Origin of the sequence: Hirschia baltica ATCC 49814 (assembly GCF_000023785.1) — a bacterium.
GTDB classification, from domain to species: Bacteria; Pseudomonadota; Alphaproteobacteria; order Caulobacterales; family Hyphomonadaceae; genus Hirschia; species Hirschia baltica.
In genome coordinates this window covers 2983328-2998725 of record NC_012982.1, presented here as the reverse complement: position 1 = coordinate 2998725, position 15398 = coordinate 2983328, and the positions used below count along the sequence as shown (strand labels likewise).

The following is a 15398-nucleotide window of genomic DNA, read 5'->3' as shown; positions in this document are numbered from 1 at the left end:
CGATATGAGGTCTTCAATTATAACATCAAGTTTTACTTTGGTTGGTTTTAACTGACGATCGAATTTTGAGTGGGGATTTTAGGGAGTTTGTAGGTCTCGTTTCGCGTGAGTCGAGATAATTTTTGTCGTTAGGGGAGATCTGAACGATGTACAAAATTAACAAAACCATATCCAGAAATTCTGTATTCAAGCGGTTGCGTCAAAGCGCTGCGATCGTTCCTTTTGCAATATTGTGTGCATTACAGCCGGCTTCGTTTGCTCAAGAAGCTGGAGAGCCAGTTGCAGAAGCCAAAAAAGATAGTTCATTACTGTTTGATAAAGTGGTGGTGACTGCTCAAAAAAGAGAACAAAATCAACAAGACGTTGGTATTGCTATTACCGCGTTGAATGGCGACCAAATGGAAGCGCTTGGTTTTACAAACGCACAAGATGTGGCTGCGTTTTCGCCCGGTGTCGTAGCTGTTCAACCAAATGGTGAAGGCAGCTATTCATTTGCGGTGCGTGGGGTTTCAAACAATGACCTAACGACCAATGTGGAAAGCCCAGTCGCTGTGTATGTGGATGAAGTCTACATATCACAAATGTCGGCAACTGGTTTCTTGCTTTTTGATATCGATATGGTGGAGGTTTTGCGTGGACCTCAGGGGACACTATTTGGTCGAAATGCAACAGGTGGTTTGGTTCAGTATACGACTGTAAAACCTACTGATGTTTATGAGGGCTTTGGTAAATTTTCCTATGGTGATTATGGTGATCTAGAGATGAAAGGTGCGGTCAATATTCCTTTGAATGATTGGTTGTCCGCGCGTTTATCTGCTGCTGTTCATACTTCTGACGGATATGTCACCAATCGTGAGCACCCTGAGCAAAAGCTCAACAATAACAATGATAGCGGATTTCGTTTTCAACTACTTGCTGAGCCAACCGATGATCTGAGCATTTTGCTAAACTATCGTAAGGGTGGTCAGGATATTCGCACGGGGTTCTTTGAATATGTCTCAGCGGTGAATGGCGGCGGTGTAGAAACACCTGGTGTCGCAAACCCTATGTTGGGTGATTATCCTGATGACTTGGATGGCGATATCTACGCAGGTGATTATGACACTGTAGGTTTCAACATATCTGAGACAGAAGGCTATACCGCGACGATTAAGTGGGATGTCGGAAATTTCGAAATCACATCCATTACCGACTATCAGACAAATTTCCGCGATTATATCGAGGATACTGATGCAACACCTGTCAGAGCGTATGAGTATTATCAAACCAATGATGCGGAGCAGTTTTCGCAAGAATTGCGTGTTGCTACAACGATTGGCGACCTAAATCTTGTCGGTGGTCTCTATTATATGGACCTCTCCAGTGATGACTCAACAGGTGGTATTTCACCGTATCTCTATGCACTGTATTCAGAAGGTCTATATACTGAAGAAGATGTTCTCACTGATATAACGCTGGCAAATGGTGATAGAACACCGTCCAGCTCATCAACAACATCTGCGTCTATTTTTGGACAAGCTGAATACACGCTCGACAAATTCACATTCATTGCAGGTCTGCGTTATATTGAAGAGTCAAAAGATTTTGAATCACTTCGAGAAGATGTGCACTTTGATGAAAATGCGACGAGTGGGCTAGATCCAAGAACAATCGTGATTGATACACTTTCTGGCTTTGATCCAGATGAACGTGACTTCTCTATGGAAGCATGGAGCCTTCAAGCTCAGTATCGTCCAATGGATGGGTTGCTAACCTATGCAGGGTATAATCGCGGTGTGAAATCAGGTGGTTTCAGTCAGCCACCATTTGACCCAACATCAGCGCTTTTGGTTGATCCTGAGTTCCTTACTTATGAGCCTGAGCAATTGGATTCATATGAAGTTGGTGCGAAGTGGGATGTTATTCCGGGTGCTTTGCGTGTGAATACAGCGGTTTATTACTATGATTATGGTAACTACCAAGCGTACACCAATTTTCCAGGCGGTCTTGGAAGTGCGACGATTAACGCTCAGGCGGTCAACAAGGGTGCGGAACTTGAAATTCAAGCCATGCCATTTGAGGGCTTAACCATCCAAGGTGGTGTGGCGTATGCGGATATCAAAGTTACGGATGTTGTTGGGTTTCCTGACCAAACGCTGACTTCTTCAAACTCACCAGAATGGAATGCGAACGGTCTTATCCGTTACGAACATTCGCTTGGTGATTGGGGGGATGTCGCTTTCCAAGTTGATGGGCAATATCAATCCGAACACTATTTTGGTTTGGATGTGACGCCAGCTACAACGGAAGATGGATATACTCTTGTAAATGCATCAATTTCTTTGGCACCAGCGGACGCAAACTGGGATTTCCGTCTCTCAGTTGAGAACCTTGGTGAAGAAGAATATCGTGTGCAAACTTTCGATCTGTCTGACTGGATTGGTATGATTGAGGAATATCACGGTAAGCCACGTTGGGTACGTGCAGAAATTGGCTGGAAATTCTAATCTAGAAATTTTGCCAGATTAAAATAGAGAACAGGCTTTGGTCTTTTGACTGAAGCCTGTTTTTTTATTTGGGCGCTGCGTACGAAATTATGGAAGTGACAAATTAAGTAGCAAAAAGTGCAATTACATGTGCATTTTTGAGCAAAGCAACAATTCTAGTTTTCAATATGAGCATTGTTTTGCTCTTTTACATGCAAACACCCATCCTCAAAATCTGTTAGCGTTTTGAGGTTTGGTTATGGATATGTATGCGATTGAGAATGCGCCAAAGACCCAAATGCAGAGATCTCATAGTCGTGGTCAGCTTGTGGTAGACGCGCCAAATGGTCGAACGCAATTGCAGCGTTTATATCAAAAAGATGCGTTGAAATTACGCTTTCCTAAAAATCATATCGGGCAAGACCTTGAAGGTATTTTGGTCAATACCTCAGGTGGTCTCGCGGGTGGTGATAGTATGTCTATTCAGGTGAGTGTCCAAAAGGATGCGGACCTCACGCTGACGAGTCAGGCCTGTGAACGTGTTTACAAATCATTGGGGCAAGATGCTGTTATCAATCTGGATTTTACAGTTGGGGACAATGCAAGTCTCGTTTGGGCTCCACAAGAAACTATCTTGTTTAATAATGCCCGTTTAAACCGGAAGCTAAATGTGAATTTAGAAGAGAGTTCGCGTTTTTTAGCCATTGAAGCAGTCATTTGGGGACGCGAATTGATGGGGGAGACGATGCAGGAGGGGGCGCTGCAAGATAGTTGGCGTGTGCACGTTGAAGGCCAGTTGATACATGCAGAAAATTTGCGGTTAAAGGGTGATGTTCATGCACAATTGCAAGCTCCTGTGGTGGCCAATGGTGGCACCGCTACAGCGACGCTTTTAATGGTAGAAAAGGGGTGCGAACGTCATTTGGAAGCATGCCGTGAAATCTGTGAAGCAGCACAAGGCGTCACCGGTGGCGTGTCTTTCTGGCAAGTTGGTCCATACGCTAAATTACTTATACGGCTGGTTGGGCAGACGGGATACGACTTGAGAAAGTGCGTAGTTCAACTGGTCATGCAGCTGTCCTCGAATGGAGTTACGCCGCGTGTGTGGTCCATGTGAATTGTGTTGTGTTGAGGAAAAACAATGATCTTGACCCCGCGTGAAAAAGACAAATTGCTGATTGCTATGGCGGCCAATGTTGCACGCCGCAGGCTTGAGCGCGGAGTTGTTCTTAATCACCCTGAAAGCGTTGCTTTAATTACAGATTTTATTGTCGAAGGTGCGCGGGATGGGCGGAGTGTCGCTGATCTTATGGAGGCGGGGGCACATGTCTTGCGCCGTGATCAGGTGATGGAGGGCATTTCAGAAATGATCCCAGACATTCAGGTTGAGGCAACTTTTCCTGATGGCACGAAACTCGTCACAGTGCACAATCCTATACGATCGGTGGAGACTTAATATGAAACATGCGTCTAGATGGTTTGCGCTGTCCCTGTTTACTTTGGCCCCAGTTGCCTTTGCCCATCCGGGACATACACATACTGAGCCAGCGACATTTGTGTCTTTGAGTGATGTGATGACAGGTTTGCTGCATCCGTTTTCAGGCTTTGATCATTTGCTTTCTATCCTTGCAATTAGTTTGGTTTGCGTTGGGGTGAAGCAGGCAACAGGGCGTTCAACTCTGGAGACTTTAGTTCTGAGTTCTTTGGTTTTTGCTATTGGCCTTTTGATATCTAGCGCAATTTCCATCTCAAATGCTCAATGGGTTGAATATGCTTATATTGCGCTATTTGCCGTGCTTATCGGGTTGAATTCACGTCTGCCAATCTGGGTTGGTTTTGTGGCCATTTTTGCATTCGGATGTTCACATAGTTACGGGTTTGGTCAAACCTTGTGGATCGAAAATGGTGAGTTCCTTGCGAGTTTGTGGGTATCTTCTGTTGTTATGATGGCGATTTGCGTTGCGGCCCTAACAAAAATGTTCTCGAGCCTCAGCATCGATAAAAACGGCGCGCTTGTTTCTCGTTTAGGACAAAGTGTTTTGTTGAGTGCGGCGCTTGTCGCGCTCGTGCAATAGGAGGATATTATGCTTCCTGGTGAGATCATTCTTAGCGCAGAAGACATTGAGATAAATGTTGGCCAAGAGACAGTCAGTCTCAAAGTGGCGAACACGGGAGATCGACCAGTTCAGATTGGATCTCACTATCATTTCTATGAAGCTAATCCATTCTTAACATTCGATCGGGAAAAGGCGCGGGGTATGCGTTTAGATATCATGGCGGGAACGGCTGTGCGTTTTGAACCGGGCCAAGCGCGTGATGTGACTTTGACACCTTTATTGGGATTGAAAAAAGTCTTCGGTTTCCGTCAGCAAATTATGGGCGATTTATAATGTCTGTAAAAGTGCCTCGCTCGGTTTATGTGTCCATGTTTGGTCCCACGGTGGGGGACAAAGTGCGGCTTGCTGATACAGAGCTTTTTATCGAAGTTGAAAAAGATTTCGCCATTCCCGGTGAAGAAGTTAAATTTGGTGGTGGGAAAGTTTTGCGGGATGGCATGGGGCAGTCTCAGGTCAGCCGCGAAAACGGCGCTGTTGATACAGTTATCACCAATGCATTGGTCGTTGATTATACTGGCATATACAAAGCAGATATTGGTTTAAAGTCTGGTCGTATTTCTCATATAGGCAAAGCAGGTAACCCAGACACGCAGCCCAATATAGATATTATCGTTGGGCCGGGTACGGAGGTGATTGCTGGTGAAGGCAAAATCCTGACGGCAGGCGGCATTGACTCGCACATTCATTTTATCTGTCCCCAACAGATTGAAGAAGCCTTGATGAGCGGCGTCACAACGATGGTAGGCGGAGGAACAGGGCCAGCGCACGGAACTTTAGCAACAACGTGTACACCCGGACCATGGCATATTGGCCGGATGATCCAAGCGGCTGACTCTTTTCCTATGAATTTGGCCTTCTCAGGTAAGGGCAATGCATCTCAACCCGCAGCATTGGAAGAGATGATACGCGGCGGCGCAGCTGCCTTGAAACTGCATGAAGATTGGGGAACGACACCGGGTGCGATTGATTGTTGTTTAGGTGTGGCTGATGAATTTGACGTGCAGGTGATGATCCACACCGATACGCTCAATGAGTCAGGCTTTGTTGAATCGACGATTGACGCAATTAAGGGGCGTACCATTCACGCGTTTCACACAGAGGGGGCGGGTGGTGGACATGCGCCTGATATTATCCGTGTGTGTGGGCTTGAGAATGTCATTCCATCATCCACCAATCCGACGCGTCCCTATACCCGCAATACAGTGGAAGAGCATTTGGATATGCTGATGGTATGTCACCATCTTGATCCGAGCATAGCTGAAGATATTGCGTTTGCTGAAAGCCGTATCCGCAAGGAAACAATTGCAGCTGAAGATATCCTGCATGATATGGGCGCTTTTTCTATCATTGCATCTGATAGTCAGGCAATGGGGCGGGTTGGAGAGGTTTTGATCCGTACATGGCAGTCTGCGGACAAAATGAAGCGTCAGCGCGGGGCATTGCCTGAAGAAAAAGGCGATAATGATAATGAACGTGTGAAGCGCTATATTGCCAAATACACAATCAACCCTGCGATTGCACAAGGGTTGGATCGTGAGATTGGGTCAATAGAAATTGGTAAGCGCGCAGATCTTGTTTTGTGGTCTCCAGCCTTTTTTGGCGTGAAGCCGGATATGATTCTTATTGGTGGATCTATTGCGGCTGCGCCAATGGGTGACCCCAATGCGTCTATTCCCACGCCACAACCTGTTCATATGCGCCCAATGTTTGGTGCATTTGGAAAAATGCGAACGCAATCTTCAGTCACCTTCGTGTCTCAGGCTGCAATACATGATGGTTTGGCGAAAAAGCTAGGCGTCGAGAAGGATTTGGTCGCCGTCAAAAATACACGAGGAGGCATTGGAAAATCTGCGATGAAGCTAAATTCCTACAAGCCGCACATTGAAGTTGATCCTGAAACTTATGAAGTGCGCGCCGATGGTGATTTGCTAACCTGCGAGCCAGCAATTGAGCTGCCAATGGCTCAGCGATATTTCCTGTTTTAAATATGCAAGCATCAACAATCATTCGAGATTATGCTGAGTTTTCCGATACGATCACATTGGATGAAACCGAGCGATTTCGTCGTCGCGTCCGCATGGTATCAGATGGCGGTATAGCGTTTTATCTCAATTTACAGACTGCGCGTTTGTTGCGGCATGGTGATGGCTTGGTTTTGGAAGATGGTCGGATCGTTCAGGTTCAGGCCACCAAAGAAGACCTTTATGAAATAACAGGTAGCGACCCCAAACACCTTTTGTTTTTGGCGTGGCATATCGGCAATCGTCATTTGGCCGCGCAAATAGAAATTGATCGCATATTTATTCGTCAGGACCATGTGATCAAGGATATGATTGAAGGGCTTGGCGGTTTTGTGAAGGAAGTCGAATACCCTTTTGATCCAGTGGGCGGGGCATATGATGGCAAAGATGAGCAAACTGGCGAACATGCAATGACAGGCCATCATCATCACCATGCGCATGAGCATAACCATCACACGGATGAGATAAATAAATGAACGCTTTTTCTTATAATGATGAAAGTGTGATTGCTTTAAACCCGCATGCATTTGTGCGCTTACAAGCATGGCTGTCACCAGCTTTTCCAACAGGCGGGTTTGCCTATAGTCACGGCCTTGAGCAAGCCTATGAATGTGGACGGATAAATTCAGTCGATGGCCTGACACAATGGCTCGAAGGTATTTTGCATAATGGCGCGGGGAGAAGTGATGCAATCATCTGTGCGCATAGCTGGAAGGCTCACAACGATCATCTCCAATTGTCAGAAATAGCAAGTTTATGTGAGGCGATGGCGAGTTCTTCTGAGCGCCATTTGGAGACAATGGCCCAAGGTGATGCATTTCTGCAAGCTGTTCAGGTTTGGGATAAAAGCATTGACTTAAATGGTGGTTTTCAAAAGCCTCTTTCAGTGGCCGTTGGTGCGATTGGTGCGCGTATAGATTCACCGATCATCGCGACCGTAACAGCCTTCTTGCAAGCCTTTATGAGTGCATTGATACAAGCGGCGCAGCGTCTGGGGCAGATTGGACAAAAAGCTGGCGTGCAAATTCTGTCTACGCTTGAATCAGATATAATTCAGACTGCAAACATTGCCGCTAGCACGCCGCTCAGCGAAGTGGGGGGGAATGTATTCATGTCTGATATTATGTCTATGCAGCACGAAACGCAGCATTCAAGGATATTCCGCTCATGAGTGAACCCTTTAAAGGCCCTTTAAGAGTTGGGATTGGTGGTCCTGTGGGAACAGGAAAAACAACGCTTACTGCGAGTTTGTGTAAGGCTTTATCTTCAAAAATGTCTGTGGGGGTTGTCACCAATGACATTTACACAAAGGAAGATGCCGAAGCTTTGATGCGTATGCAGGCTTTGCCTTTAAGTCGTATTGAAGGTGTCGAGACAGGTGGCTGTCCGCATACTGCTATTCGTGAGGATGCGTCGATAAACCTGCGGGCGATTGATACATTGATGGGCCGACATCCTGATCTGGATGTGATCTTTATTGAATCAGGCGGCGATAATCTAGCGGCAACGTTTTCACCGGAATTGGCTGACATAACGATGTATGTAATTTCTGTGTGTCAGGGAGACGATATCCCGCGCAAGGGCGGGCCGGCAATCACGCGCTCGGATCTGCTTATTATCAATAAGACAGACCTTGCTGATGCTGTTGGGGCTGACCTTGAGCGCATGATTGAAGATACTAAAAAAGTGAGAGGTGTGCGTCCATTTGAGCTGACCAATTTGAAGCGAGCGGATGGAAGCGGCGCTGTTGTGCAGTTTTTGCGTGAAGCTGGGGGAATTTAGAGCGCGTTATGAAGCTGTCACTGTTTTCTCTTTTTCCATTGATGATGGCTGTTGTGAATGGGCCGGTTCATGCTGAAGCGGTGAAAGCACAATCATGCCGTATGGCGCTCTCTTTTTCAGGTAAGGACATTGGTGAACATCACATTGTGAATTTTGGCGTTGAGCCTGCAATGGCGTGTGAGCAGGCTAAAGCGTCTTGTGAACCGGCATTGACCACGCATAGCTTTATCTATGGAGAGCTTACGCCTAGCTATAATGATAGATCAATCACATTGGGAATTACGCTGGAAATTCTGGTAGAAAATACGGGGCATATTAAAGGTGAGGACCCGGCGCTTTCTGGCGTTTTTTCTATGGATACGGCGGATATTGGTATCGGTTTGAGGGACCATAAATTTATTCGAAGCACGCTGGATAATGAGTCTGATATTTCCATTGGTTTTGTGAAGCTAGACGAGAATGATACCTTGGTGTCATCTTCGTTTACACGGCCTTTTAAAATAGAACGCATGGCGTTGCCGACAGCAGTGTTTTCGTATTCGCATTTAAATAAATTTGAGATGGAAGATGAAACTATGATGCAGCATACAATTGCTACATCACCGCCGTTTCGTACTTTTATTAGGTTTGAAAATAACGCGGGAAAATTTACTGATTTTGGACCCGTAGATGCGGATATCGACGCATTATTGAGTATGCATTTTGATGAGCATAACGTCGCCCTTGAGCGTGTTTTAGAAGGTCAATGCAACCTTTGAATTGTGTAATTTAGAGGTTGGTCTGGACTGTAATTTCTTATGCTACGTCATTTGACCCATAGCGGAAAAGTGTACGGCTTCTATGTTTTGTTTTTAAGAGTTTTATTTTTGGGAGCATGAATTATGGGTTTGAAAAAAGTCCTTCTAGGCGGTGCGTTTATGGCGATGGCTGTGTCTTTGACGCCAGCCTTTATTTCAGTAAATGCGCAGTCTGCACCAGCGGAGGCTGTTGAGGCAGAGGCTGAAGAAACGCCGACTCCCGAATGGTTGGAAAAAAAGATCAAAAAGCTTCCAGACGAAAAGAAAGAATTCTTACTTTCTGATAAGTCTCTTCGTTTTGTGGGCGGAACCAAAGAAAAACTCTACCAGAGACTGGAAAAGAAGACTGGTAAAGAAATCGAGGCCATGGTCGATGCAATGCAGTATGTCATTGAAGAAGGAAAGTTTGATCCAGAAACGGACCTTGCCGCAATTCCAATGAACACCGAAGCCACAAACTATAATGGCTGGAAAGTGATGAAGCCCAAAGAGCTCAACCCTAAGCGTGAGCCCGGTCCATTTACAGTTAGCAGATATGCCAATAGTCGCGGTGGGATTGCCACATTTGCAGGCGCACCTATCGCAATGTACCCCGATGATTTGATCGCAGGTAATGTTGATGTTGCCATTGTCGGTGCTCCACTTGATATGGGGTCGTATTATCGTGGTCAGAAATTTGGTCCGATGGCGATGCGTAATTCATATGCGACTGGTGCACGCATTGATATGAATACAATGGTGAACCCGTCCAAAGAGCTCAACATTGTTGATTATGGTGATATCGCTATTGATAATATGAGCACGGAATTGTCTGTGCTACACGTGCGCGAGCGTATCAAAGAGATTGCTGAAACCGGTACTATTCCGTTTATCGTAGGTGGGGATCACAGCCTTGAATATCCTGACATTGCTGGACTGGCCGATGTGCACGGAAAAGCAAGTTTTGGTGTCGTTCACTTCGACTCACACTTTGATGCCGGGAAGGATAGCCCACACTTTCTTTCACACGGACAGCCAGTTTATCGTGCTGTAAAAGAAGGTCACGTACTCGGCGAAAACTATATTCAAGTCGGGTTGCGCGGCGGTTGGCCGGGTCCTGAAGGTTTTGAATGGATGCGCAATAATGGTGTTAGATATCACACTATGCCTGAAGTTGAGAAAAAGGGTTGGGACGCCGTTATGAAACAGGCGCTCGCCGAGGCTAGAGAAGATGGCAAAAAACTATTCATCTCGTTTGACGTTGATGTTCTTGATCCAGCGTTTATTCCGGGCACGGGTACACCTGTTCCGGGTGGTTTGACCATGCGTGAAGCTATTCCTATCGTACGTGGTCTGTGTGCTGAAAACGACATGGTTGGGTTTGAGCTTGTGGAGCTAGCACCAGAGCAAGACCCAACCTACCGTTCAGCATTGAATGCGAACTTTATCATGCAGGCCTGTCTCACAGGTATCGCAATGCGTAAAAAGGGCATTACAGATGGATCATACCTATCTGAGCTGACGACAGAGCACATGCAGCCTGAAGCTGGTATTAAAGCCAAAGCTGAAGGGTTGAATGAAGAAATTGACCCTAATTATGGACAAATGCGTTAGTTAGAATTGATTGGAAAACGCGGTTGAGCATTTACGCTTAGCCGCGTTTTTTGGGTCATTAAAAATAACGCCTATAATCCCAAGGCAGTTTGTTCATGCATTTTTATGTCAGAAGTTGAAATGCTGGTGTGATGTTGAGCATGTCCTTCAAGATTTAGCCTGACATTGTGTCAATTTATAGCAGATTGTTGCTCTGCGTCATTTCCTGCATTTCAGATCTCTCACTGACGATTTTAAGCTGTTCCCTATGGGGGGACATTCACGATTTTAACTGTTTGAATCAGTTTGGAAACAATCGATTGCTTATGTGCCGGTTCTCTTATGCTATGATATCACGACGTGAATTTCTGTGAAAAATAGCGAATATATCGTCCGCGAAAAGCGCCTGTATAATAAATGGGTAGCTAGCCAAAGCATGGAAGATTTTGCGTTGCGTTATACGGCTGACCGTGCGCGTAAATGGACAGCAGGACGCGTTGCAAACACAGCGATTGGTGCATCTGCATTTCTTGCATGTGAAGCAATCGGCGCAAGTATCACGTTGAGTTTTGGGTTCCAAAACAGCGTGGCTGCTATCTGTTCAGCCGTTGTCCTTATGTTTATGATCGGGCTGCCTATCGCATATTATGCGGCCAAAGAAGGTTTGGATGTTGATCTGCTTACGCGCGGCGCTGGGTTTGGATATCTTGGATCAACGATCACATCTCTCATCTATGCGTCTTTTACATTTTTACTGTTTGCAGTTGAAGCGAGCATTATGTCTGTTGCCATTCAGGCAATGCTTGGCATTCATTTAAGTCTTGCACACATTATAAGTACATTATTGGTCATTCCGATTGCCTTGTTCGGCATGAGCTCGATCACGCGTTTTCAGGTCTGGACCCAGCCGATCTGGATTATTCTTCAGATAGCGCCGATTGCATTTATTCTCTGGAAAGGCGGGGACGCTCTGGATCAATGGCAAAATTTTGGTGGCCTCACGAATGAAGGTGGAATGAACCTCTATTTGTTTGGTCTGGCATTTTCAACTTTGTTATCCCTTTTGCCGCAAATAGGTGAGCAAGCTGACTATTTGCGATTTATGCCGAACCATAAAAAAGAGAACCGTTTGAAATGGTGGGCGGGGCTGTTGATCAGTGGTCCTGGCTGGACAATTGTAGGCGGGATCAAATTGCTTTTGGGCTCTTGCCTAGCTGTTTATGTATTGCAAGATGGCGGTAGCGTACAAGATGCGTCTAGTCCAACAGCAATGTTCCGTACTATTTTTACAGACATGTTCACCAGTGCCGAATTTGCACTAATTGTGACTGGCATTTTTGTGATTGTTTGTCAGTTGAAAATCAATGTGACGAACGCATATGCGGGCTCCATAGCTTGGTCGAATTTCTTTTCTCGGCTAACCCATTCTCACCCCGGGCGAGTTGTATGGCTTGTCTTCAATGTCCTTTTGGCATTGCTTCTGATGGAAATTGGAATTTTCGCTGCGATTGACCGTGTTTTGGTTCTTTATGCAAATCTTGCGGCTGGGTGGATTGGAGCGCTTGTCGCTGATCTCGTAATTTCAAAGCCTTTGGGTTTGTCTCCCAAAGGCATAGAATTTAAGCGCGGTCATCTATACGATATCAACCCTGTTGGCGTCGGCGCAATGGGGTTGTCCGTATTGATGTCGGGCCTTGCCTATATGGGCTTTGCAGGCGAGATCGCACAAGCTTTTTCACCTTTTATCGGGCTGCTTGTTGCATTTATAGCGGCACCAATAATTGCGATTGCGACCAAAGGAAAATTCTATCTCGCACGTGAACCAAGTTTGCCTGAAAATCAGGGAAGAGTGAAATGTACAATTTGCGAAAATACATTTCAATCCAATGACATGGTGCATTGCTCAATGTTTCACGCACCTATTTGTTCATTGTGTTGCACTTTGGAAGTGCGATGCCAAGACATGTGTAAAAAAGACAGTCGATTAGATCAGCAAGTAACAGGGTTTTTTGAGAAATATCTTCCGATACATTGGGTAAAATATCTCAATTCGACAATCGGCCAATTTGTAATGTTGATGTGTCTGACAATGCTGGCATTGGCAGGGGTATTGTATTTGATTTACTGGTTTAACGGCGGATGGAACCAGTCAATGCCTAGTCAGTCTCAGGGGCTTATTCGTTCGGTATTTATTGTATTTTCCTTGATTGCGGGAGTCACTGTTTGGATTGTTATATTAGCGCATAAAAGCCGACAGTCTGCATTTCGTGAAACTGAGTTTCACATGTCAAAATTGCTCGAAGAAATTGAAGCCCACAATGAAACGGATGGGTTGCTTCAAAAAGCAAAAGTAGAAGCGGAAGCCGCGAACAATGCGAAAAGTCGTTTTCTGGTCAGTGTTAGTCATGAGATACGGTCGCCGTTAAATTCTATATATGGATATTCTCAACTGCTTGAGAGAGGCGGTGTAAAATCAGCCAAATCAGCAGGAAGCTACATTCGGCGTAGTTCTGAGCATTTGACAGACCTTGTGGACGGGTTGATGGAAATTTCTCAAATCGAAGGGGGGGTGATCAAGCTTGAACGCGAGTTAATTCGTTTCCCCGGATTTTTGGATGATATTGTCGCTATGTTGCGTCCAAGTGCTGTGTCTAAGGGATTAAAATTCAATTTTAATACACACGGTATGATGCCGGAATTTGTTCGTTCTGATCCCAAGCGTCTGCGTCAGATACTGATCAATGTACTATCTAATGCGATTAAGTTCACGCCTGACGGTGAAGTTAATTTTGACGTGCATTATCGCAATCAGATAGCGCGATTTGAAATTTCCGATAGCGGCGTAGGTATTGATCCAAAGGATTATGAGCGCATCTTCGAGCCTTTTGAGCGTGTTGATACTGCCAATCCAGGAATAGGCTTAGGGTTGGCGATTATTCGTGCGCTTACGCATGTGATGGGCGGCGATATTTCAATAGAAAGTAAGCTTGGAAAAGGTGCGAAATTTACCATCAAATTGATGTTGTCGCAGCCAATGCAAGAAGAGATAGACCGCACCAAAACCATATCATTTGAAAGTCAGATGGGGGCTGGTCAGAAAATTCTCATTATTGATGATGATAGCAATCAACTAACTATTCTAAAAAGCTTTTTAGAACCAATGGGCTATGATATTGTTACGTGTCAAAATGTGGATGAAGGACTTGCGATTGCGCCATCCTATTCGCCTGATTTTGCGCTGCTAGATGTAAATATGCCGGGCCGTTCAGGATGGGATGCGGCTTCAGCGCTGCGTGACATGTTTGGCCAACGCATATTTATTGCGATGATTTCAGCGGACGCTTCAAGCGCGAAAACGCATGATCCACAGCATGTTCTTCATGAAATTTTCTTGCCCAAGCCTTTCAATTTTGACTCGCTTTTATTGGCACTGAATAAACGTAAAAACGTTCAAGCAGATGTTCATCCACAGACTAAAGCTGAGGAAAGCATCACCCCTATTGGAAACGACGTTGAGGTCGCTTTGAGTGCGGCTTCGCTTTTGGTGGTGGAGGATATTCTGATTGCAGCACGTTCAGGACATATAAGCGGCGTTCGCAAAGGGATTGAACATCTAGAAGCGGATAAATTTTGTGATCCGGAATGGGTTAGACATTTAAAACAATGTCTGAGCCATTTTGATTTGTCGGAAATTGTAAACAGTGTGGAGGCGAAGAAGAAATCAAATGGTTGATGCTTTTTCCAATGAAAAAATTCTCATCGTGGAGGATAATATCGAGTCTCTACAATTTCTCACCGATACATTAGAGGGCGTTCAACTGAGTGTGCATATCGCCACTTCAGGGGAGAGAGCCTTGGAAATGTTGGAGAATTTCGTTCCAGATTTGATACTTATGGACGCGATTATGCCGGGAATGGGCGGATTTGAAGCGACACGGCAATTAAAGCGTAGATCTTCTCTCTCCACTGTGCCTGTTATTTTTATGACGGGTTTATTAGAGAGTGAATATGTTGTTGACGCGCTGGAATCTGGCGGCGTTGATTACGTACGAAAGCCTGTTGTAATTGACGAATTACTTGCGCGGATAAAAGTGCATTTGTTAAATGCTAGGCAATCTCAATCTAGTCGCGGTGCACTTGATGCGATTGGTCGTTATATGATGGCGATTGATAGCAATGGTAAGATTTTGTGGACGACACCAGAAGCTGAAAAGCTGATACTGGAACTGGATAAGAGTTGGACTCTTCAAGAGACATATGCACCTGAAGTTCTTAGGAAAATTGTAGTTCAAAAGGGGTTGGCACCGGGTAATTCACGGCAAATTGAAACGCAAACAGGTATTATAGAAGTGTTGACCGTAAGCCTTGGAACGACTGATGAAATAATCTTGCGTTTAAAGGAAGTGAGAGAGGGGGCGGAAGCCGAGAGGTTGAGCCAGCAATTTAATTTAACGCAAAGAGAAGCTGAAGTGTTGTTGTGGGTCAGCTTTGGAAAGCCTAACCGTGTGATCAGTGAAATTCTGGGAATTAGCCCGCGTACCATCAATAAACATCTTGAACATGTCTTTGAAAAAATGGGTGTAGAAACACGCGCAGCAGCAACCGCCTGTGCCGTGCGTGCGTTGGATGGTTAAAAATAGTGTC

The 15398-nt window shown here is 45.4% G+C and carries 13 protein-coding genes; all 13 read left to right on the top strand.

Features of this window, described 5'->3' with window-relative positions; all coding sequences use genetic code 11:
• Positions 1-146: 146 nt before the first annotated feature.
• Positions 147-2486: a TonB-dependent receptor gene (locus HBAL_RS13780; RefSeq protein ID WP_015828558.1), complete on the top strand. Its 2340-nt coding sequence runs from the start codon at positions 147-149 to the stop codon at positions 2484-2486.
• Between the two features lie 238 nt (positions 2487-2724).
• On the top strand, positions 2725-3582 hold the full coding sequence (locus tag HBAL_RS13775) for an urease accessory protein UreD (RefSeq protein ID WP_015828557.1): 858 nt from the start codon (positions 2725-2727) through the stop codon (positions 3580-3582).
• A gap of 24 nt (positions 3583-3606) precedes the next feature.
• Positions 3607-3921 carry an urease subunit gamma gene (locus tag HBAL_RS13770; protein WP_015828556.1) on the top strand — a complete coding sequence of 105 codons (315 nt, stop codon included), beginning with the start codon at positions 3607-3609 and terminating at the stop codon, positions 3919-3921.
• A 1-nt stretch (position 3922) separates the two neighbouring features.
• Positions 3923-4540: a HupE/UreJ family protein gene (locus HBAL_RS16440; RefSeq protein ID WP_015828555.1), complete on the top strand. Its 618-nt coding sequence runs from the start codon at positions 3923-3925 to the stop codon at positions 4538-4540.
• A 9-nt stretch (positions 4541-4549) separates the two neighbouring features.
• Positions 4550-4855 carry an urease subunit beta gene (locus tag HBAL_RS13760; RefSeq protein ID WP_015828554.1) on the top strand — a complete coding sequence of 102 codons (306 nt, stop codon included), beginning with the start codon at positions 4550-4552 and terminating at the stop codon, positions 4853-4855.
• Positions 4855-6567, top strand: a complete 1713-nt coding sequence (gene ureC / locus HBAL_RS13755; protein ID WP_015828553.1) for an urease subunit alpha — start codon at positions 4855-4857, stop codon at positions 6565-6567. The genes HBAL_RS13760 and ureC overlap by 1 nt, the downstream gene beginning before the upstream one ends.
• Positions 6568-6569: 2 nt before the next feature.
• Entirely contained in the window at positions 6570-7079 is a 510-nt protein-coding gene (locus HBAL_RS13750) for an urease accessory protein UreE (protein ID WP_015828552.1), read from the top strand.
• On the top strand, positions 7076-7774 hold the full coding sequence (locus tag HBAL_RS13745) for an urease accessory protein UreF (RefSeq protein ID WP_015828551.1): 699 nt from the start codon (positions 7076-7078) through the stop codon (positions 7772-7774). Before HBAL_RS13750 ends, HBAL_RS13745 begins: the two co-directional genes overlap by 4 nt.
• Positions 7771-8385, top strand: a complete 615-nt coding sequence (ureG, locus tag HBAL_RS13740; RefSeq protein ID WP_015828550.1) for an urease accessory protein UreG — start codon at positions 7771-7773, stop codon at positions 8383-8385. Before HBAL_RS13745 ends, ureG begins: the two co-directional genes overlap by 4 nt.
• A gap of 8 nt (positions 8386-8393) precedes the next feature.
• Positions 8394-9143 (top strand): hypothetical protein, encoded by a 750-nt coding sequence (locus tag HBAL_RS13735; RefSeq protein ID WP_015828549.1) that lies wholly within the window; start codon positions 8394-8396, stop codon positions 9141-9143.
• A 123-nt stretch (positions 9144-9266) separates the two neighbouring features.
• The gene (locus HBAL_RS13730; protein WP_015828548.1) at positions 9267-10775 is read left to right on the top strand and encodes an agmatinase family protein; all 1509 of its coding nucleotides are present in this window, start codon (positions 9267-9269) and stop codon (positions 10773-10775) included.
• A 349-nt stretch (positions 10776-11124) separates the two neighbouring features.
• On the top strand, positions 11125-14487 hold the full coding sequence (locus HBAL_RS13725; protein ID WP_015828547.1) for a hybrid sensor histidine kinase/response regulator: 3363 nt from the start codon (positions 11125-11127) through the stop codon (positions 14485-14487).
• Positions 14480-15388, top strand: coding sequence for a response regulator transcription factor (locus HBAL_RS13720; RefSeq protein WP_015828546.1), 909 nt, complete (start codon positions 14480-14482; stop codon positions 15386-15388). The genes HBAL_RS13725 and HBAL_RS13720 overlap by 8 nt, the downstream gene beginning before the upstream one ends.
• Positions 15389-15398 lie beyond the last annotated feature (10 nt).

What these genes read in the sequence shown, in the direction of transcription:
- ureG (WP_015828550.1), top strand. Translation starts at nt 7,771, where the DNA reads ATGAGTGAACCCTTTAAAGGCCCTTTAAGAGTTGGGATTGGTGGTCCT.
- HBAL_RS16440 (WP_015828555.1), top strand. Translation starts at nt 3,923, where the DNA reads ATGAAACATGCGTCTAGATGGTTTGCGCTGTCCCTGTTTACTTTGGCC.
- HBAL_RS13730 (WP_015828548.1), top strand. Translation starts at nt 9,267, where the DNA reads ATGGGTTTGAAAAAAGTCCTTCTAGGCGGTGCGTTTATGGCGATGGCT.
- HBAL_RS13775 (WP_015828557.1), top strand. Translation starts at nt 2,725, where the DNA reads ATGGATATGTATGCGATTGAGAATGCGCCAAAGACCCAAATGCAGAGA.
- ureC (WP_015828553.1), top strand. Translation starts at nt 4,855, where the DNA reads ATGTCTGTAAAAGTGCCTCGCTCGGTTTATGTGTCCATGTTTGGTCCC.
- HBAL_RS13735 (WP_015828549.1), top strand. Translation starts at nt 8,394, where the DNA reads ATGAAGCTGTCACTGTTTTCTCTTTTTCCATTGATGATGGCTGTTGTG.
- HBAL_RS13745 (WP_015828551.1), top strand. Translation starts at nt 7,076, where the DNA reads ATGAACGCTTTTTCTTATAATGATGAAAGTGTGATTGCTTTAAACCCG.
- HBAL_RS13720 (WP_015828546.1), top strand. Translation starts at nt 14,480, where the DNA reads ATGGTTGATGCTTTTTCCAATGAAAAAATTCTCATCGTGGAGGATAAT.
- HBAL_RS13780 (WP_015828558.1), top strand. Translation starts at nt 147, where the DNA reads ATGTACAAAATTAACAAAACCATATCCAGAAATTCTGTATTCAAGCGG.
- HBAL_RS13760 (WP_015828554.1), top strand. Translation starts at nt 4,550, where the DNA reads ATGCTTCCTGGTGAGATCATTCTTAGCGCAGAAGACATTGAGATAAAT.
- HBAL_RS13750 (WP_015828552.1), top strand. Translation starts at nt 6,570, where the DNA reads ATGCAAGCATCAACAATCATTCGAGATTATGCTGAGTTTTCCGATACG.
- HBAL_RS13770 (WP_015828556.1), top strand. Translation starts at nt 3,607, where the DNA reads ATGATCTTGACCCCGCGTGAAAAAGACAAATTGCTGATTGCTATGGCG.